We start from the raw sequence: 19,694 nt of genomic DNA, 5'->3' as shown, positions 1-19,694 counted from the left end.
GAAATCTGTTCGAATGAGTTCAATCATTGAACTGCAGCAGCTTAAGTTTCATTGGCAGGTAGAAAAACCGGTGTTGGCGATTGATCAGCTTGAGGTCTGTGCCGGTGAAAAGCTATTTTTACAAGGCCCCTCGGGGTGTGGAAAATCAACTTTATTGAACCTCATCGCGGGGATTCATAAGCCAGTGGCGGGGCGTATTGCGGTGAATGGTTGTGATCTGAACGCGCTTTCCGCCGCGGCCAGAGATCGGTTTCGTGCGGATCATATTGGGCTCATTTTTCAGCAGTTTAATTTGTTGCCCTATCTTTCTGTGCAACAAAATGTGCTGCTGCCCTGTCACTTTTCTCAATTGCGGCGTGAACAGGCGTGTCAACAAATGGGATCCGTGGAGGCTGCAGCACTCGCATTATTGCAAGAATTAGGACTACAGGATTATCTGAATAGTGCCGTGACCGATCTGAGTATTGGTCAGCAACAACGGGTTGCCGCGGCGCGGGCTCTTATCGGTAATCCCCGTATCTTGATTGCCGATGAGCCTACTTCGTCATTGGACAGTGATAATCGTGAAGGTTTTATCAAATTACTTATCCGAGAGTGTGATCAGCATGACATCACGCTGCTATTTGTCAGTCATGATCGACAGCTGACCAGCCATTTTTCGCGCATTATCGATCTGCAACAGTTAAATCATGCGGGAGCGGCCCTATGAAGCTGATGTTGGGGTTGGTTTATAAAAGCCTGTTCAACCGTCGACTGACGGCCCTCATGATTATCTGCTCAATCGCAGTGAGTGTGGCGTTATTACTGGGGGTGGAAAAGGTTCGTCATGGTGCCAAGCAGAGTTTTAGTTCGACTATTGCGGGTACGGATTTGATTGTTGGGGCGCGTTCCGGTTCGGTACAGTTATTGCTCTATTCTGTGTTTCGTATCGGTAATGCCACTAACAATGTCAGTTGGCAGAGCTATCAGGATATCGCCGCAAATCCCAACGTAGCTTGGTCAATACCATTTTCGTTGGGGGATTCTCACCGTGGTTATCGCGTTTTAGGTACTACCGATGCCTATTTCGAACATTACCGTTATGGTAAAAAACGTCCGTTAACCTTTAGCCAAGGGGCCCCGTTTCAACAGTTGCATGATGTTGTCTTGGGGGCGGAAGTGGCCGCTAAACTCGACTATCATCTAGGCGATCAAATCATTATTGCTCACGGGATGGGCAATACGAGCTTTAGCAAACATAAAGATCAGCCGTTTACGGTGACCGGTATATTGGCAGCCACGGGAACCCCCGTCGATCGCACCCTTCATGTTAGTCTGCGAGCGATTGAAGCGATTCACGTTGATTGGCAAAGTGGTGCGTATATACCGGGCTCCGGCGGTAAAACGCCGCTGCAAGAAAGGGCGCTGGAGCCACAACAGATTACCGCCTTTTTATTGGGGCTCTCGTCTAAAATGGCGACCTTTCAGTTACAGCGTTATATCAGCAACTACCGCGCCGAGCCATTGCAGGCGGTGTTACCGGGGGTGGCATTACAAGAGCTTTGGGGCATGATTGGTATTGCCGAAAAGGCGTTGTTGTTGATCTCTGTGTTTGTCGTTGTATCGGGTCTGTTTAGCATGCTCACGGTATTATTGACGGGGCTAAATGAACGACGGCGAGAGTTGGCTATTCTACGTTCCGTAGGCGCTAGGCCGGTGCAAATTATGTTATTACTGGTGTTAGAGACGGCATTACTCACTCTATTGGGGATTATCCTCGGCATGGTGTTACTCTATAGCGGTTTGATGCTCGGCTTACCTTGGTTAGAAGAGGCTTATGGTTTGCAGTTAAGCATGAGTTTACCTCAACTTGCGGAGTTCAAACTGTTATTCTTGATTCTCATCGCAGGCACATTGACCGGATTGATTCCCGGTTATCGCGCATACCGCTATTCACTCGCCGATGGCATGACTGTACGGATATAACTTAATGAGACGACTGATTGTTTTTATCACCACCTTAATACTCACCGGTATGCTTCAGGCTGCTAGCATCAATGGTAAAACGGTGATCGATACAGAGTGGGATAGCCTTATGCCCGCCGATTACTCCTTCGATGCTATTTTCGATACGAGTCAGTTTGGCAATCTTGATGATTATGATCCGATGGCCGAGATCAAGTTTAAAGCGATGATGCAGGCGTTGAGTTCTGCACCCATTGTGCCAGAGATGGATGGCAAGATGATCCGTATTCCGGGGTTTGTGGTGCCACTGGTGGAAGAGGGCATGGCGGTCACTGAGTTTTTCCTAGTACCTTATTTTGGTGCTTGTATTCATGTGCCGCCACCACCCTCTAATCAGATGATACATGTGACCTTTGAACCGGGCACGAATGTGGAAAATCTCTACGATGCGGTGTGGATTAGTGGTGAATTAAAGGTCGCCACCGTGGCCCATCAGCTTGGTACATCGGGCTATACCATGGAAGCCTATCAAATAGAGCCCTACACCGAAGAGTGAAGGGTTTGATTCAGCGGGCATCGATGGGGTCGCAGGTCTCATTATGACTCGCTTGCTAGGCAGATGCCTGTTCAGGAATCATCTGCCGATCTCTCTATGTGTTGAATGATTCAGACGATTATCTTATTTAGGCCGCAACGCAATATTTAACGCGGTCTGCCCTCCGCGCTAACAGGCTCAGTAATCGTTCGTTTCGACGAGTTTGACGCTTTAGCTTCTCCCGTATGTCAGTGCGATACGCTTCGTAACCTTGCCGTGTTTATACTGTTATCACCGCTGTTATGGCATATAGTGAATAGAGCGTTGTCATCACTAAATAGAGACGGATAGACATGAAAACATTTATTCGAGAGAACCCTACCATCACGTTTGGCCTCGGCTTACCGGTGCTACTGATGATGGCTTTTTTGCTGATGTCAGGGTTACCAACGTTATTAGTGGCTGGGCCGACCTATGATCTCCTGTTTGCGACAGGGTACAACCGTTATCAACAGACGTTGCAGATCTCGGTGATTGATCAGCGGGTGCAAGTGATCGATCAAGGCACACAAGCGAATTATCAGAGACCTCGTCTCTGGCGTTATAACGCGCATACCGGTGCCGTGCAGGAGATCGCCTTTATTGTGCCGGTCGCTGATAACACGGCGGCGAATCCCGTTAAGCGAATTGAATTGCCCGACTTAGAGGGCGTCACTGTCGATTCATCGAGTATCGCCCCAGATGGATATGAATTCAGCACCCTAGGCCGTTCATCGAGTAATCTGTTCGCCGGACTGTTCTATTTGTCAGGCAGTAATCGCGGGGCGGTGTTGCTAAAAAATGGTCGTCGTATTCGTTTGCCCGAGGTCGCGGATCACTATTACCGAGGTCAGGTTCACTTTATTGGTTGGGTGACGCCATGATGTTATTACTGATTGTTTTAATTGTCGTCATTGGTCTCGGTGTCTGGGGCTGGCCTCTGCTGGTGGGGGTTATTGGCTTAACTCGAGTCACCGATAAGGCTGAGGCATTACAGCAGATCAAGCAGCTGATGCAAACCTATGAGATAAGTCTCGCTGAGGTTGAAACGGCTTATCATATACCGGCTGGCCTAAGTGCTAAAACAGATGTACGTGGCAAAAGTGAGATCGTTCGCACGCTGTTTGCTTACCTTGGCGGTGTGTTTATCGTCGCGGGAGTGAGTGTCTATATCAATCTATTTTGGGATGATATGGGCAGTGTGATGCGAGTGATCGTGACGCTGGGCGTCGGTTATATACTCTTGATTGCGTTGCTGAAGGTGTTGCATGATGAGCAACACAGTCGTTTTGTTGTGCCACTCACGATGGCCTGTATGATCATGATGACCGGCGGTTGGTTTGTGCTGGTTGATGAGTATTTGTCGCAGGGACATAATTGGCGTTTGGCGGTACTCTCGGTGTTTGCCATGATGGCGTTACATCAGGCAATCTTGTGGGCAAAATATCGCCGCACAGTGTTTGTGTTTTGCGGTCTTTTTTTTGTTTATGGGGCGTTGGAAACCGGTTTAGAGCTATCAGGCGTGCCGGTGTATCTGCGAGCAATCATACTCGGAAGCTCGCTGTTTCTGGTGGCCGAATCGCTGGCCAAAACAGCGTATCGGGTATTATCTTCCACGGCGTTGCTGGTGGCCATTATCTGGTTAAATAGCGGCTTATTTGAGCGTATCGCTATGTCGACGTCGGCGAACTGGGCAAGTGTTATCGTCGGCGTGGGCTTGATGTTGACGGCGTTCGGTATGCAGAAGGCGGGACGCTATCTTCGTTTGCAGGCGCTGGGTTATGTGTGTGGTTCGGTGATGGCCTATGGCGGCTTATTTGATCTGCTGCAACATACGGCGATGGAAACGTTATTTTTTGCGCTAACGGCGGTGATTCTGTATGTCTGCGTGCAACTTCAAAGTCGCGCCCTACTGTTGACCACAGTCATCGCCATGCTGGGCTTTATTGCTTATTTCTCTGAAAAATACTTTGCTCATTCATTGGGCTGGCCGGCGACGTTAGTACTAATTGGTATTGCCTTTTTAGCGGTTGGCACGCTGGCGCTCAAACTAAAGCAGCGCTTTTAGTCGCGTCATCTTCATAGACGAAAGCGTCACTGAGGCGACGATCAACGAGAGACTGTGATGGCGATTTTCAATCGCTAACGGACTTCGTTGAGCGACTCATATCGAGTACACTAGCGACAATTTTTTACAGTGGATAAACATAGATGCAAGTAGATCTTTCATCAGCATTGATAGATGCTGGCCGCTGGATTGATCGTCAGGGCTGGTGTCCGGCGACAGGTGGCAATTTCTCGGCGAGATTAGATGCTGAGCAGGCATTGGTGACGGCGTCTGGACGGCATAAAGGCGGTTTAACCGAGGCTGATTTTTTAACGGTCGATCTGCACGGCAAGCCGATAGTTGATAGCGCGATAGCCTCGCCGCAGGCGGCGTCCCTCAAGCCCTCGGCCGAAACCTTACTGCATACTCGGCTGTATCAGTTGGATAAACAGATCGGTGCGGTATTACATACACATTCGGTGGCATCAACGGTGTTATCTCGCCTTGAACCGCAGGCTTGGTTGACGCTTTCGGGTTATGAGATGCAAAAATCATTGGCGGGTAACATGACCCATGATGCGGCGATTCAATTGGCACTGTTTGATAATACTCAGGATATGTCGTTGCTGGCCGATCAACTGGCACTGCGTTGGCAACAAGCGCCACTGAGTTGGGGTTTTTTAGTTCGCGGCCATGGCTTATATGCGTGGGGTCGTGATGTGCATGAAGCGCGTCGTCATTTAGAAGGCTTAGAGTTTCTATTTGCCTGTGAGTTAGAGATGCGCCGCTTGGCTGTGAAATAAGGGTAAAAGGATAAGCATGACCATTAAAGCGATTCTGACCGATATTGAAGGCACCACGACCGATATCAATTTTGTACATAAGGTACTGTTTCCCTATGCCTATGAACATCTGCCGGATTATCTTCGTTGTCACGCTAACGATGAGGCGGTACAGGCTATCTTAGCGGATGCCCGTGAAGTCTTAGGGCAAGCGGATGCCGACGTAGAGACGCTGATTAGCGCATTTTTAAACTGGATTGAGCAGGATAAAAAAGTCACTGCGCTGAAAAACTTGCAGGGGCTTATCTGGGTCAACGGCTATGAAAATCAGGATTTCACCGGTCACCTGTACGCAGATGCCTACGAATATTTACAGCGCTGGCAGCAGCAGGGCTTAGCTTTATATGTCTTTTCGTCTGGCTCGGTAAAAGCGCAAAAGCTGCTGTTTGGCCATAGTGATTTCGGTGATCTGACGCCGCTATTCAGTGGCTATTATGACACCCATATAGGCCATAAACGGGAAGCCTCTGCTTATCGCAAGATTGCCGACGATATCGGTTTGCCAGCCTCTGAAATACTGTTTTTATCGGATATAGTCGAAGAGTTGGAGGCGGCCCGTGAGGCGGGTTTGGCTACGGTTCTGTTAGCTCGAGATGAACCGGTTGCCAGTGATCATCCGGTGGTCGAAAATTTTCAGCAGATAGCGCTGAACGCATAGTTAAAAAGAGGATTCAGACGTGAGTGAATTACGTGTATATCAGGATGACAAGCCGCAACAACCTTTAACCGTTACCTGTGATGCTGTAGAGATTAACCAACAATTGGCGGAGGTAGGAGTACGTTTTGAACGTTGGCAAGCCGCTCAAGCAATCACGGCCGATAGCGATGCCGAGGCCATTTTAACGGCGTATGCGGCTGAGATTCAGCGGCTTAAAAATGAGCAGGGCTACATCACGGTTGATACCATCAGTCTCGCCAGCGATAACCCCGCCAAAGATGAACTGCGGCAGAAGTTTTTGAGCGAACATAGCCACAGCGAAGACGAAGTGCGTTTCTTTGTCCGGGGTGAGGGGATGTTTTATCTGCATATCGCCGATAAAGTTTATCGCGTTCTGTGTTGTAAAGATGACTTGATCTCGGTGCCCGCCAATACCACTCATTGGTTTGATATGGGGCCGGAGCCTGATTTCACCGCGATTCGTTTGTTTAATAATCCCGAAGGGTGGGTGGCTAACTATTCCGGTAATGCGATTGCCGATCAGTTTCCTAAGTTTGAGGATTAGACTTAACGGGATATTTTTTGGCGGATAGCTTTATCTCTCTCTGAGAGCGTGATGGCCGATAGAGTGTGGATAGCAACAGACTGAAAAGGCTTAATCGAGTACAGAACGTACAGTACTTTGATGTGAAGTACTTTGATGGGAAACGGTTCCATCACGCTAGCGTTGATGGAACCGTTTAATTAGACGAACAAATAGGCGTTAGGCTTTTGCTTCACTAGTGAGTAATGCTAGGTCCTCATCGTTTTCGTTCTTCGGCGAGGCGTGATAAACCACTCCGTTAGCTTCATCATTTAGGCCTTTTACGAAGGCGGCGCACATAAAGAGCAGAACAATCGAGAACGGTAGTGCGGCTGCAATTGAGGCGGTTTGTAACGCTTTAAGCCCACCAGCCATCAGTAGTACGGCAGAAACTGCACCGAGACCAAGGCCCCAGATAATACGGAAGCGTTGTGGTGGGTTTTTATCACCGACTGAAAGGATGGTGCAGATCACCAGTGTACCGGAGTCCGCCGAAGTCACGAACCAGGTGATGATCATGAAGGTTGCCAGCGCCGCCATGGGCCATGTTAGCCACTCAACGCCAATGGATTCGATGGTCTTGTATAGTGCGAGGGTCATATCGTTGTTAACGGCTTCAACGATACCACCAGCGCCGTATAGATCAATATGGAGTGCCGTGCCGCCAAAAATAACGATCCATAAAAAACCGCCTAGTGGTGGAATGGTTAATGCTGACAATAAAAATTGACGAATGGTGCGGCCGCGAGAAATACGAGCAATGAACATACCCACCAGAGGACCCCAAGATAACCACCATCCCCAATAGAAGATTGTCCACCAGCCCTGCCACTGACGTTCAGGGTTTGGATCAGTCCAGAATCCCATTGGAATTAAGTTCCACATGTAGTCGCCCACACTGGTGGTGAATAAACCCAGTAAGAATACAGTAGGGCCTGCTAGCAGGAAGAACAGAATCAAGATCGAACTGATGCGCATATTCCAAATGCTGAGAAACTTAATGCCTTTTTCAACACCTGAAACAGCCGATAATGTGCCGATCACTGAGATGATGGCAATCAGGATAACCTGCGTTGTGGTCGAGATTTCAAGGTCGAATAGGTAGTTTAGCCCCGCGTTCATTTGGGATACACCCAAACCTAAGGTTGTCGCTGTACCGAATAATGTACTGAAGATGGCTAGCAGGTCGACGGCATGGCCGATCGGGCCATAGATACGATCGCCTAACAGAGGGTAGAGTGCTGACCGAATAGTGAGCGGTAAGCCTCGACGATAAGCGAAGTAAGCCAAAATCAGGCCGACCATGATGTAGATAGCCCAGCCATGTAAACCCCAGTGAAATAGCGTGATGCGCATCGCCATCTGTGCGGCTTCAGCGGAACCGGCTGTGATACCGGCCATCTCGATAAAGGGATTACCCTGAAAGTGGAAGATTGGCTCAGCTATACTCCAAAACAAAATGCCAGTACCAATCGCACAACTGAACAGCATCGAGAACCAAGTAATGAAGCTGAATTCAGGTTTTTCATCGTCTTTACCTAGGCGTAGGTTGCCAAAACGGCTGAAGGCGACCCAAATCGAGAAAAACAAAACCAAGCTGACCACCGTAATGTAATACCAGTTCAGTGTTGCTTGAATCCAATTTTTGACATCGCTATAGATTCCATTAGCAAAATCGACATTGAGAACGGTGAATAGCACAAAGGCTAATACCATTGCTTTAGAGGCGATCCCCATCCCTGGGTGTATCCCATGGAAGAAGCCCTCACGAGCTATGATTTTTCCGGGCTGCATGCGGCATATCCCCTTAATTTTTTTTTATTAATTGATGTCTGTTCTTACTTTCTTGGAAAGAGAGAAAGAGACAAACGCGGATAATCTTTTGTTGCTGTATTATGGTATACCATAATACAAATAGGCGATCAAATGCTATTTCTTACCGTTAAACGATTGATTAGACCTATGAAAAAAAATAAAAGTACTGTTTTATAATCATGATTTGTTATGTATCTATATGTTTTTAAATATAAAAATTAATGTTGCTTTATCCCGGGCGAGCTAAAGGGAGGTGAGACTGCAATGGTTAATCGTTGTTGGTAAATAATATGACGGTTGGCAAGGTGTTCGATTTGAAGTAGACAAAAATTGGTTTAGTTGGCGGTTCTAGGCTTGGAGGTGAAGGCGGTTCTAGGCTTGGAGGTGAAAATGTGTAGGGGATATTTATAAAGTGACTATGCCATCGTTGGCTGTGTAACAAGCTCTGACGTCGATCAGAGCTTGTTGGCCATTCCTAGCAGGCCTATGGCTTCGTTGTTAAGAGGCTTTATGTGCTAGAGATCACCCATACAAATATATTTAATTTCAAGGTAGTCATCTAAACCATACTTAGAGCCTTCGCGGCCTTGGCCTGACTCTTTCATGCCGCCAAAAGGAATCACTTCAGAGCTGATAGACACTTCATTAATCCCGACCATACCGTAATCTATTGCTTCAGAAACGCGCCAAACACGGGCTATATCCTGAGTGAATAGATAGGAAGCTAGACCAAATTCGGTGGCGTTCGCCATCGCTATTGCTTCCTCTTCTGTGCTGAAGGAGAAGATAGGCGCAACCGGGCCAAAGATTTCTTCCTTCGCTATCCGCATATCGTCGCTTAGGTTCGCTATTACGGTGGGTTGGTAGAAGGTGTCTCCCATTGAATCTATTTTGCCACCGGTGGTCACCGTTGCGCCTTTCGCTCGCGCATCGACAACAAGTGAATCAACGTTGGCGGCGGCTTTCGCGGTAATCAAAGGGCCTAATGTCGTCGAGCTTTCAAAGCCATTGCCTAAGTTAAATGTATTGACTTTGGCGGTAAATTTTTCAACAAACGTAGCATAAATGCTGTCCTGAACGATAATACGGTTGGCACAAATACAGGTTTGTCCGGCGTTGCGGTACTTCGCGGCAATAGCGCCGTCGACTGCTTTGTCTATATCTGCATCGGCAAATACTAAAACGGGCGCGTTGCCACCTAACTCCATGGATGTACGTTTAACCGTTTTAGCGCATTGCTGCATGAGTAATTTGCCCACGGGGGTCGAGCCGGTAAAGGTAAACTTTTTAACGATCGGATTAGATGTTAATTCAGCACCTATTTCAGGTGCATTTTGACCGACCACTACATTAAATAATCCAGCAGGTATACCCGCACGGTCGGCGAGTTCTGCGAGGGCTAATGCTGATAATGGCGTTTCTGCCGCAGGTTTTAAGACAATAGCGCAACCAACGGCTAATGCCGGTGCGGCCTTGCGGGTGATCATCGCGTTGGGGAAATTCCAAGGTGTCACGGCAGCCACAACGCCAATGGGCTGCTTAATAACAATGGAGCGGCGGTCAGCCGTAGTATTAGGAATAACATCGCCATAAATACGCTTCGCTTCTTCGGCGAACCATTCAATGAAGGATGCACCGTAGGCCACTTCTCCTTTAGATTCCGAAAATACCTTACCCTGTTCTGCCGTCATAATGAGGGCTAAGTCATCTTGGTTTGCGATGACTAAATCAAACCATTTTCTTAATAAAACAGAGCGTTCTTTAGCCGTCTTTTTTTTCCAAGACTGCATAGCCTGTTCCGCCATCTCAATGGCATGGCGTGTTTCTATTGCACCTAGGTCTGCTACCTTCGCGATAATATGACCCGTGGCGGGATCTGTTACATCAAAGGTTTTGCCTGAATCAGCATCGACCCATTGACCGTTGATATAGGATTGAGTTTTTAATAATGAATTATCATTTAAAGCTAAAATCGACATTTTTTATTTTACTCATATTTTTTTGTGAGAGGTTGATGGTCTGTGTTATCTATTAAACGGCCATAACGTTATGCTTCGAGGCCTTTTATCAGGCGTCAAAAATTCGCAAGGCATCGATAAGCTTTGTGCCCAGACAGTTGATTGTCGTTCTTAATATACTGAGGCGCAGCGAATAGGTAAGACGGCGCTGCGCCGTGAAGGGAGCAGGCCTTTTATGTTAAAAGGTCGAGTTCTTCGAGAACATCTCTGGCAATTCTGAAACACTCCACCCCCTGTGGCACCCCACAGTAAATGGCGATCACATGGATTGCTGATCGAATTTCATCAACAGATACTCCGTTGGTGATGGCGCCACGCAGGTGGAGTTCCCATTCATGCATTTTCCCTAACGCTGCAATCATGGTGAGGTTCATTAATGAACGGGTTTTTGCATCAAGGGTGTCATCGCCCCAGCCAAAACCCCAGCACCATTCGGTCATTGCTTCTTGGAATGGTAGATTAAAGGCGTCAGCCTTAGCCAGATTCTGAGAGACGTAATCGTCGCCGAGTGTGGCTTTGCGTTTATTTAAACCCAATTCAAATCGTGCTTTATCCATTATAGCCTTCCGTTATATTAGTTTGGATGCAATGTCAGCAGCCTCAGTCAGGTGCTTTTTACAAATTTCTTCGGCACGGTCGGCATCTTTTTGCTCGATCGCATCAATGATATTTAATAAATTGACAGGCCCTTTTGTTTTGCGGCCTGTGGAACTCAGAGTTAGCGCACGTAATCTTGATATGCGCGCATTCAGGCGTTCGACTAAATCCCAAGAAACGTGCTTACCGCCGGTGGTGAAAATGAGTTTATAAAACTCAGTTGTTAGCTTGAGTGCTTGCATAACGTCAGCGTTTTGCAGACAAGTGGCAACCTGCTCTTGTAATTGATGCAACTTATCAATCACGGTTTTATCAGCATTTAAGGCGCAGCTTCGCACAGCAGAACATTCCAACATAATGCGAATATCATAAATTTCTTTGACTTCTTCATGGCTAATCGTAGCGACAATAAAGCCTGCATTGGGTACACCTACGATTAATCGTTCGCTCTCTAAATGCCTAATGCATTCTCGTACTACTGTCCGGCTAACGCCCATGCTCTCACATAAGGTGCGCTCGACCAGTCGATCTCCCGGCTTGATGAGGTCGCTAGTGATTGCATCGCGCAAGGACTCTAACGCATTTTCTTTCAGTGTCTTTGGTCTATCTACCTTTAACATACTGTCCATGATTCCATAAATTTAGACATGTAAAGCTCTCTTTATACAGCGGAGCACTAAGGCATCCAGATTACTATATTTCTGAACGTTTTGTTGCATGCGGTAAGATTATATGATTGTATACCATAATACAATAAACGTTGTTATTTCTCTGAGAGAGTATGAAATGAAGCCTGAAATTAGAAAAATAGTTAGTTTTGAAGAAGAAACCTTGATTGAAGGTTTTAAAGAAGCCGAAACACCGGTGCGTATGTTTGCGGTGGCTGCCGTGATTAAAAACCCATGGGCAGGCCGATATGTTGAAAATCTACGCCCTGAAATTTTGGCTTACGGTCCTGTTTTGGGTCAAATACTGACAGATAAAATTAGTGAGATGGCGGGCGGCGCAACCAATATTGAAGCGTTCGGCAAAGCCGCCGTGGTTGGCCAAAACGGTGAGGTAGAACATGCTTCTGCTTTGATTCATACACTTCACTTCGGCAATATTTTTCGCGAAGCAGTGCAAGCCAAGTCATTCTTATCGTTTACGAACACGCGTGGCCCTGCGAATGCACCCATTATGATTCCGATGATGGACAAAAATGATGGCGGCCGTCGTTCACATTATTTGACGCTGCAATTTAATATTTCTGATGCACCGGGCCCCGATGAAGTCGTGATTGTGTTGGGCGGCGCTACCGGTGGTCGGCCTCATCACCGGATTGGTGATCGGTATCAGGAACTTCAGGAATTAGGCCATGACATTGAAAACCCAGCAGCGGTTTAAATCTGAGTCCGGTCTTGCGTACTTCAAGACCGGCGCTGGCTCTCCCATTGTCTTAATACATGGTGTCGGACTGCGGGCAGAAGCTTGGCTTAATCAGGTGCCGGTACTCAGTGAGCATCACACGGTGTACGCAATTGATATGCCTGGGCATGGCGAAAGTGATTTGCTGGCGAATACGGCTGCTGGTTTAGATGAATACGTCGATCTTATCGCCACGTGGATTCAAACTGAGATTAAAGAGCCCGTTATTATGATGGGGCACTCGATGGGGTCCATGATTGCGCTGAACTTTGCGGCTCGTTATAGCGATATCTGCTGCGGAGTAGCGGCGCTGAACTCCGTTTATCGGCGGAGTCTTCAGGCTAAGCAAGCCGTACGACAACGTGCGCTTGATCTGATTGAAAATCCAGATCTGGGTAATGTCACGACGCCAATTTTACGTTGGTTTGATGTTAATCCTAAAGGGTTTGAAAAGCAGATGGCAGACCTTTGTGAGCAGTGGTTGCTTGCCGCACCCGCAAAAGGGTATGCCCGGGCGTATCAGATATTTAGCCAAAATGATGGCCCTAAAGATGAGGCGTTAGCATCGCTCGAAATGCCAGCAATCTTCATTACAGGAGATGGTGATGCTAACTCATCCGGGGATATGTCAAAGCGTATGGCAGCGCTTTGCCCAGATGGAGACTATGCCGTGATAGAGCATTCACGCCATATGGTACAGATGACACATCCCGATGAAATTAACCCGTTACTCGTCAAATTTGTAAAGCAGTGCTGTATAAAAATAAGGAATCAGTTATGACTAATATTGATACCCGAGAGCTACGTAATGCGTTTGGTTCATTCATGACCGGCGTCACCGTGGTGACGGCGATCAGCGACTCAGGTGAAAAAGTTGGTTTTACGGCTAATTCATTTACATCGGTTTCGGTGAATCCGCCCCTGTTATTGGTGTGTCCGGCTAATAACCTATCAAGCTTTGATATCTTTAATACTTGCCAACACTTTGCCGTGAATATTCTGGCGGAAGACCAACAAGATATTTCCAATACCTTTGCTAGCGCTAAAGGTGATCGTTTTGAGGATATCTCTTGGCACAGTGATGAATATGGCTGCCCGATTATTGATGACACCGTGGCGCACTTTTCTTGCACTACCTTTAGCAATAGTCCTGCCGGTGATCATATTCTGTTAGTTGGACAGGTGAATGAATTTGCCGCGAATGAAAAGCTAGGCTTGGGGTATGCTAAAGGCGGTTATTTTAGTCTAGGGATGGAGCATCGTGCAGAGGAGCTGACCCACTCCCTCGATGGCGTGGTTGGCAGTATTATCGAATTTGATAATAAAGTGCTGCTAAGTCAGACGGATCAAGGCTATACCTTACCGCAAGTGGATATACGTTCTGATCAAGGCTCACAAAAAAGTATACGCCTATTTCTTCAGAGTCAGGGATTAGATTGTGAAGTGGGTTCCGTGTATTCAGTTTATGAAAACCCAGAGGCGCAAAAATTCATTACTTATTATCGCGCGAATGCTCTCGATGATAAAGCGGGTGGACTGGGTGAATATATCGATATTGATCAGATCTCAGATCTCAAGTTTGTTTCTTCTGATATACAAAGCATGTTGCAACGATTTGTTCTTGAAAAGCAAAACGGCGTGTTTCGTTTATATGTCGGTGATAATCAAACCGGCGACATTCACTAAATAAAACGGGAGTGATGTAATGAAATTTTCGTTATTTGCACATATGGAACGGGTTGACGAAGAGCAAACTCAAGTCCAGTTGTATGAAGAGTTTTTATCATTATGTGATATGGCTGATAAAGGCGGCATGTGTACGATATGGACCGGTGAACACCATGGGATGAATTTTACCATGGCACCGAACCCGTTTCTTAATCTAGTCGATTTAGCACACCGCACTAAGCATGTTCGTTTAGGTACGGGTACGGCGGTTGCACCCTACTGGAATCCTATTAAACTGGCCGGAGAAGCGGCCATGACGGATATTATTACGCAGGGTCGTTTAGAATTGGGTATTGCACGGGGTGCATATTCCTTTGAGTATGATCGCATGGTGCCGGGCATGGATGCTTGGGAAGCGGGCGAGCGTTTACGTGAGATGGTGCCTGCTATAAAAGGTCTTTGGGCCGGTAATCATGCCCAAACAGGTAAGCATTATAACTTTCCTGAAACGACGTCTGCGCCTAAACCATTATCAGAGAAAGGCCCACCTATTTGGGTTGCTGCAAGAGATATTAATAGCCATGAATTTGCCGTTGAAAATGACTGCAATGTGCAAGTGACACCGTTATGGCAGGGCTTGGAGGAGGTAGAAGGCTTGATTAGCAAATTTAATCAGGCCTGCGAAACCTATGACAAACGTCCTAAAATCATGATTTTGCAACATGCCTATGTAGGTAAAGATGAAGCGGAACTCAATCGTGCGGCTAAACAGCTGAATGAGTTTTATTGCTATTTCGGTGCTTGGTTTAAGAATGAGCGGCCTATCGATCAAGGTTTAATTAAGCGTTTGAGTCAAGCGGAAATTGATGCCCACCCTTTCTATTCAGCTGAAAAAATACGTAACGACCTAATGATCGGTACGTCGAAGCAAATTATTGATCGTTTGAAATATTATCAAGATTTAGGCTATGACGAATTTTCGTATTGGTCGGATTCGGGTATGAGCCGAGAACAAAAAGAAACCTCTTTGGCGCGCTTTATTGATGAAGTGATGCCCGCCTTTACCTAATATTTTAGATGAGACAGACAATGACAAATAATAACTTACCTCATTACCAGTTGCTGATTGATGGGGCTTGGGTCGAAGGCTCCGATAATCAGGTGATGCACAGCAATAATCCCGCTAATGGCGAAGCATGGGCAACCTTTGCCTGTGCCAGCCAAGAGGATGTGGATCGAGCAGTGAAAGCGGCTAGACGTAACTTGAATACTGGTCCTTGGGCGAGCATGAATGCGACTCAGCGGGGGGCAATGCTCTACCGTTTAGCCGATTTAGTCGAAAAAAATGCGCAAAAATTAGGCGAAATTGAAACAACGGATAGTGGAAAACTAGCGGCTGAGACAGTTAGCCAATCCAGTTATGTTGCCAGTTATTATCGTTATTATGCGGGCCTCGCCGATAAAATCGAAGGTGCAACACTGCCCATCGATAAGCCCGATATGCATGTATTTACCACCCCCGTGCCTATTGGTGTTGTTGCTGCGGTCGTGCCGTGGAATGCGCAGATGTTTTTGACGGCATCTAAATTAGGCCCTGCATTGGCGGCCGGTTGTACCGTGGTATTAAAGGCGTCTGAATTAGCCCCAGCACCGCTATTTGAACTGGGTAAATTAATTCAAGAAGCGGGTATTCCGGATGGTGTTGTTTCAATCATCACCGGTGATGCCGTGAATTGTGCTATCCCGTTAACATCGCATCCGGATATTGATCGTCTTGCATTTACTGGAGGCCCCGAAACCGCTAAGCATGTGATTCGTAATACCGCCGAAAACTTTGCCGTGACATCTTTGGAACTCGGTGGAAAGTCGCCGATCATCGTGTTCGATGATGCCGACTTGGAAAGTGCTGCCAATGGCCTCATTGCGGGTAACTTTGGCGCTTCAGGACAATCTTGTGTGGCGGGGTCTCGAGCGTTTATTCAGCGTTCAATACTGGCAGAGCTATGCGATAAGATTGAGCAAAAAGCTAAACAGATTGTCATGGGCGATCCTCAATCGAGTCGTACCCATATCGGCCCGTTATGTACGCTCGCTCAGGTTGAGTGTATTGAAACGACGTTGGCTCAGGCGGTTGAGCAGGGCGCTAATATTCGGTTTGGTGGTAAGCGTGCGCCACAGTATGGATCAGAAAACTACTTTGAGCCGACAATGGTGGAGTGTCCGCACGATCAGATCGAAACACTTCAAACTGAGATGTTTGGTCCAGTGATGTCGATTGTTGCGTTTGATACTGAAGAAGAGGCCATCGCGATGGCAAATGACAGTATTTATGGTTTAGGTTCCGGCGTATTTACGCAGAATATTGCCAGAGCGCATCGCGTATCCAGCAAGATACAGTCTGGCATTTGTTGGGTAAATACTTATCGGGTGACGTCTCCGATTGCGCCTTTTGGTGGTATCAATCAATCGGGGTATGGCCGCGAAGCGGGTGTGCAGGCAGTGTTAGATTACGTTAGAACTAAAACCACGTGGATTAATACATCCTCCGAGCCGATGAGTAATCCGTTCGTTATACGGTAATTGATCGGTGCTTTAGATCTGTATTGCTTGTCATGATAAGCGACGCTCATTTGAGGGTCGCTTTTTGTTGTTTAATTACAGGGTTGTTAATACGCCAGCAGCTATCTGTTCTGGGCGATAAACACCCGTATCAAGAATCCATCCACTGATCAATTTAGCGGGAGTAACATCGAACGCCGGGTTATAGACCGGGGTGTTATCCGGTGCCCAATTGACCTCGCCAAAACTGCCACTGACCCCCTGAACTTCAGCGGGATTGCGCTGTTCGATAGGGATCGCACGGCCATTGGGACAGTTTGCATCGACGCTGGTGTAGGGGGCAACTACATAGAAAGGCACCTGATGGTAGTGCGCAATTACCGCCAGTGAGTAAGTGCCGACCTTGTTGGCAAAGTCACCGTTGGCGGCGATACGATCAGCCCCCACCAAAATCATATCGACCTTTCCTTGAGCCATCAGAAGGGCGGCCATATTATCGCAGACCAGCGTATGGGGAACGTCTAATTGATCCATTTCCCAGGTGGTTAAACGGCCGCCTTGCAGAAGTGGACGCGTTTCATCAACCCAAACATGCAGTTGTTTTCCCTGTTGTTTCGCCGCACCGATCACACCGATCGCGGTGCCGACGCCGGCGGTAGCGAGGCTGCCGGTATTGCAGTGGGTCAGTATATTAGCGCCGTCTTCGATAAGGGCGGCCCCCTCGGTGGCGATACGGTTGCAAAGCTCAACGTCTTCATTAAACAGTTGTTCGGCGCAGTGGGCTAACGTGGCTGTTCCGTGACTATCGAGGCTGGCTAACATGCGGTCAAGGCAGTTCATTAAATTAACCGCGGTGGGTCTGGCTGCCCGTAAACGTTCAGCATCGGTGCGCAGTGAGGCGGTGCTGGCTCCTTGTTCGGCTAAATGGGCCAGTAATACGCTGGCGCCAATACCGATCAACGGTGCTCCCCGTATCTGTAGTTTTTTGATCATCGCGATCATCACTTCGGTGCTATCGCAAACTAGCCACTGTTCGCGGTGAGGTAGTTGATGCTGATCGAGTATATGTAGCGCCCCTTGTTGATATTTAATGCTGGTGGCGATGAGGTCTTTCATGAGGATTCCAATAACGAGCGGGTTAGGGCGCCTAAGTTATCAGGAACCATTGAGTCAGAAAAGGGGTAGGCAGAGAGTGACCGATTTGCCACAATGCTAAGGAAGGTGCGAATAAGTCAATTACGCCTCTGGCTTACAGAGAATATAACGGACTTATTCGCACCTACCCTAACACTTAAATAATACGGTGCTCCGTTGAGCCCTTAGGTTAATTTTTAAATAGCTGTGGAAACCACGATAGAATGAGTTTTAAACAATTTTCATCCGATACGGATGTGATCGCGTTTGCGCGTCAGCACAGCGATCTGTTTAGCGCCGATGAGCCACTTAAGGTTGCGGAAATTGGCGATGGTAATATTAACTTCGTTTATCGGGTATCAGGTGCGACCACGAGCCTGATTATCAAACAGGCGTTGCCCTATATTCGTATTATTGGTGAGGGCTGGCCGCTGTCGCAAGATCGTATACGCATCGAGGCCGAAGCGTTGCAGTTGGAGGCAAAGTATTGTCCTGACCTAGTGCCCAAGGTGTACCACTATGATGCCGAGCAGTGTGCCATTGTGATGGAAGATATCAGCGCCTTCGGTAATTTACGCATGGCTATGGTGCAACGGCAGAAACTGCCATTATTGGGTGAGCATCTTGGACGCTTCTTAGCCGATACTCTGTTTTATACCTCGGATCTGTATCTCGATGGTCATGCGAAAAAGGCGTTAGTACAACGGTTTATTAATCCAGATCTGTGTAAAATTTCGGAAGAGTTGTTTTTCTGGGACCCTTACTGTGATCATGAGCGTAACAGTATTAATGAACACCTTCGCGCGGATGCCGAAGCGCTTTGGCAAGATGAAACACTGAAGCTAGAAGTCGCGCGTCTCAAGATTAAGTTTCTCAATCAAGCGGAATCCCTGCTGCATGGAGATCTGCATTCGGGGTCGGTGTTTGTCAATGAATCAGGGACAAAAATAATTGATCCTGAGTTTGCTTATGTGGGCCCTGCGGGTTTTGATATCGGCTCCATCATCGGTAACTATGTGCTGAATATTGCTGGGCAGTCTAACCTGCCGGGTGATCAGGCCGAGCGTCAAGATTATCAGCAATGGCTGTTAGCGGATATGAATACTCTATGGAATACCTTTTCGCGATGCTACCGTCAGCATATGCAGGCAGAGACTCAAGATCCAAGTCTTCGGCAAGCCGCATATGCCGAATGGTATCTTGCTGAATTGCTGGCAGATAGTCTCGGCTATGCCGGCACCGAGGTGATTCGCCGCACCATAGGCTTAGCTCATGTACTGGATATTGAATCGATTGAAGATGCTCAACAACGGACGGAATCCGAGCGCTTGGCTCTGACATTGGGGCAGCTATTGATTAAAGAGCGCGCCAGCTTTAGCAGTATTGAAGCATTGACCGCCAAACTGACAAAACAACTGTTTTGTCACTAGGGTAGGTTTTAATCAGCCGCGGCTAGAGCGCGGCTTGATAGGTTATTTTCTCTGAGACCAAGTTCAATATGACAGGCGCATGATGAGTGAGCCTGTCTAGATCGACGGGTCGTTCCCAAACCATCGTTCCAGATGCCGTCCGTAACGTTTTCAACGCAATAAACGTGAGAAAATCCGCTATGCCATTCAGGTTCAGACAGTTAATCGCAGGTCAGCATAGTATGAAGCCCAGCAGCTAAATCTCTGAGGCATAAAAAGCGTCATATACAGCGCAGATAGCTTTTTGATTTCTTGCGCGTCGCGAAGCGGTGTTTGAGTCACGGTATGATCGCATCTCAGTGTAAAACGACGTCTTTTTTAATGTTCTACGTAGTACTACGTATTGGCGCTACGTAGTTTCGCTTTCTTTCTTGCGCAG

The 19,694-nt window shown here is 47.4% G+C and carries 19 protein-coding genes; 14 read left to right on the top strand and 5 right to left on the bottom strand.

All coding sequences use genetic code 11. The features are described from left to right. The first annotated feature begins 13 nt into the window (after positions 1-13). From Q4488_RS13100 to Q4488_RS13065, 8 genes are all read left to right on the top strand, one after another. Positions 14-709 carry an ABC transporter ATP-binding protein gene (locus Q4488_RS13100; RefSeq protein ID WP_303580932.1) on the top strand — a complete coding sequence of 232 codons (696 nt, stop codon included), beginning with the start codon at positions 14-16 and terminating at the stop codon, positions 707-709. Then, positions 706-1,965 carry an FtsX-like permease family protein gene (locus Q4488_RS13095; RefSeq protein ID WP_303580931.1) on the top strand — a complete coding sequence of 420 codons (1,260 nt, stop codon included), beginning with the start codon at positions 706-708 and terminating at the stop codon, positions 1,963-1,965. Before Q4488_RS13100 ends, Q4488_RS13095 begins: the two co-directional genes overlap by 4 nt. A gap of 4 nt (positions 1,966-1,969) precedes the next feature. Then, positions 1,970-2,500: a DUF3299 domain-containing protein gene (locus Q4488_RS13090; RefSeq protein WP_303580930.1), complete on the top strand. Its 531-nt coding sequence runs from the start codon at positions 1,970-1,972 to the stop codon at positions 2,498-2,500. 332 nt (positions 2,501-2,832) lie between these two features. Further along, the gene (locus tag Q4488_RS13085; RefSeq protein ID WP_303580929.1) at positions 2,833-3,402 is read left to right on the top strand and encodes a hypothetical protein; all 570 of its coding nucleotides are present in this window, start codon (positions 2,833-2,835) and stop codon (positions 3,400-3,402) included. Continuing rightward, a complete protein-coding gene (locus Q4488_RS13080) occupies positions 3,399-4,586 on the top strand; it encodes a hypothetical protein (RefSeq protein WP_303580928.1) in 1,188 nt (395 codons plus the stop codon). The genes Q4488_RS13085 and Q4488_RS13080 overlap by 4 nt, the downstream gene beginning before the upstream one ends. 143 nt (positions 4,587-4,729) lie before the next feature. After that, the gene (locus Q4488_RS13075) at positions 4,730-5,368 is read left to right on the top strand and encodes a methylthioribulose 1-phosphate dehydratase (protein ID WP_303580927.1); all 639 of its coding nucleotides are present in this window, start codon (positions 4,730-4,732) and stop codon (positions 5,366-5,368) included. Between the two features lie 16 nt (positions 5,369-5,384). Then, entirely contained in the window at positions 5,385-6,065 is a 681-nt protein-coding gene (gene mtnC / locus Q4488_RS13070; protein WP_303580926.1) for an acireductone synthase, read from the top strand. 19 nt (positions 6,066-6,084) lie between these two features. Next, a complete protein-coding gene (locus Q4488_RS13065; RefSeq protein ID WP_303580925.1) occupies positions 6,085-6,630 on the top strand; it encodes an acireductone dioxygenase in 546 nt (181 codons plus the stop codon). A gap of 198 nt (positions 6,631-6,828) precedes the next feature. Here the strand turns inward: Q4488_RS13065 and Q4488_RS13060 are convergent, their stop codons facing one another. The 4 genes from Q4488_RS13060 to Q4488_RS13045 form a co-directional block, all read right to left on the bottom strand. Then, a complete protein-coding gene (locus tag Q4488_RS13060; RefSeq protein WP_303580924.1) occupies positions 6,829-8,442 on the bottom strand; it encodes a BCCT family transporter in 1,614 nt (537 codons plus the stop codon). Positions 8,443-8,978: 536 nt separating this feature from the next. Continuing rightward, the gene (locus tag Q4488_RS13055; RefSeq protein ID WP_303580923.1) at positions 8,979-10,442 is read right to left on the bottom strand and encodes an NAD-dependent succinate-semialdehyde dehydrogenase; all 1,464 of its coding nucleotides are present in this window, start codon (positions 10,440-10,442) and stop codon (positions 8,979-8,981) included. Positions 10,443-10,654: 212 nt separating this feature from the next. Beyond that, positions 10,655-11,038: a carboxymuconolactone decarboxylase family protein gene (locus tag Q4488_RS13050; RefSeq protein ID WP_303580922.1), complete on the bottom strand. Its 384-nt coding sequence runs from the start codon at positions 11,036-11,038 to the stop codon at positions 10,655-10,657. A 12-nt stretch (positions 11,039-11,050) separates the two neighbouring features. Continuing rightward, positions 11,051-11,698 carry a GntR family transcriptional regulator gene (locus Q4488_RS13045; protein ID WP_303580921.1) on the bottom strand — a complete coding sequence of 216 codons (648 nt, stop codon included), beginning with the start codon at positions 11,696-11,698 and terminating at the stop codon, positions 11,051-11,053. A 166-nt stretch (positions 11,699-11,864) separates the two neighbouring features. Here Q4488_RS13045 and Q4488_RS13040 point away from each other — a divergent pair, with 166 nt between their 5' ends. The 5 genes from Q4488_RS13040 to Q4488_RS13020 are packed head-to-tail and all read left to right on the top strand — an operon-like array spanning position 11,865 to position 16,733. Then, complete coding sequence (locus Q4488_RS13040; RefSeq protein ID WP_303580920.1) at positions 11,865-12,464, top strand: amino acid synthesis family protein; 600 nt, start codon at positions 11,865-11,867, stop codon at positions 12,462-12,464. Then, positions 12,436-13,266 carry an alpha/beta fold hydrolase gene (locus tag Q4488_RS13035; protein WP_303580919.1) on the top strand — a complete coding sequence of 277 codons (831 nt, stop codon included), beginning with the start codon at positions 12,436-12,438 and terminating at the stop codon, positions 13,264-13,266. Before Q4488_RS13040 ends, Q4488_RS13035 begins: the two co-directional genes overlap by 29 nt. Next, on the top strand, positions 13,263-14,171 hold the full coding sequence (locus Q4488_RS13030) for a flavin reductase (protein WP_303580918.1): 909 nt from the start codon (positions 13,263-13,265) through the stop codon (positions 14,169-14,171). The genes Q4488_RS13035 and Q4488_RS13030 overlap by 4 nt, the downstream gene beginning before the upstream one ends. A 19-nt stretch (positions 14,172-14,190) precedes the next feature. Further along, on the top strand, positions 14,191-15,222 hold the full coding sequence (locus Q4488_RS13025) for an LLM class flavin-dependent oxidoreductase (protein ID WP_303580917.1): 1,032 nt from the start codon (positions 14,191-14,193) through the stop codon (positions 15,220-15,222). Positions 15,223-15,242: 20 nt separating this feature from the next. Continuing rightward, entirely contained in the window at positions 15,243-16,733 is a 1,491-nt protein-coding gene (locus Q4488_RS13020) for an aldehyde dehydrogenase (RefSeq protein ID WP_303580916.1), read from the top strand. 75 nt (positions 16,734-16,808) lie between these two features. Here Q4488_RS13020 and mtnA read toward each other — a convergent pair whose 3' ends face one another. After that, positions 16,809-17,828, bottom strand: a complete 1,020-nt coding sequence (gene mtnA, locus Q4488_RS13015) for an S-methyl-5-thioribose-1-phosphate isomerase (protein WP_303580915.1) — start codon at positions 17,826-17,828, stop codon at positions 16,809-16,811. Between the two features lie 242 nt (positions 17,829-18,070). On the opposite strand from mtnA, the gene mtnK reads away from it, so the two are divergent. Next, positions 18,071-19,276: an S-methyl-5-thioribose kinase gene (gene mtnK / locus Q4488_RS13010; protein ID WP_303580914.1), complete on the top strand. Its 1,206-nt coding sequence runs from the start codon at positions 18,071-18,073 to the stop codon at positions 19,274-19,276. Positions 19,277-19,694 lie beyond the last annotated feature (418 nt).

Source organism: Amphritea sp. 1_MG-2023 (assembly GCF_030547545.1).
GTDB lineage: Bacteria > Pseudomonadota > Gammaproteobacteria > Pseudomonadales > Balneatricaceae > Amphritea.
The sequence above is the reverse complement of the archived record's forward strand: the minus strand, read 5'-3'. Positions and strand labels throughout refer to the sequence as shown.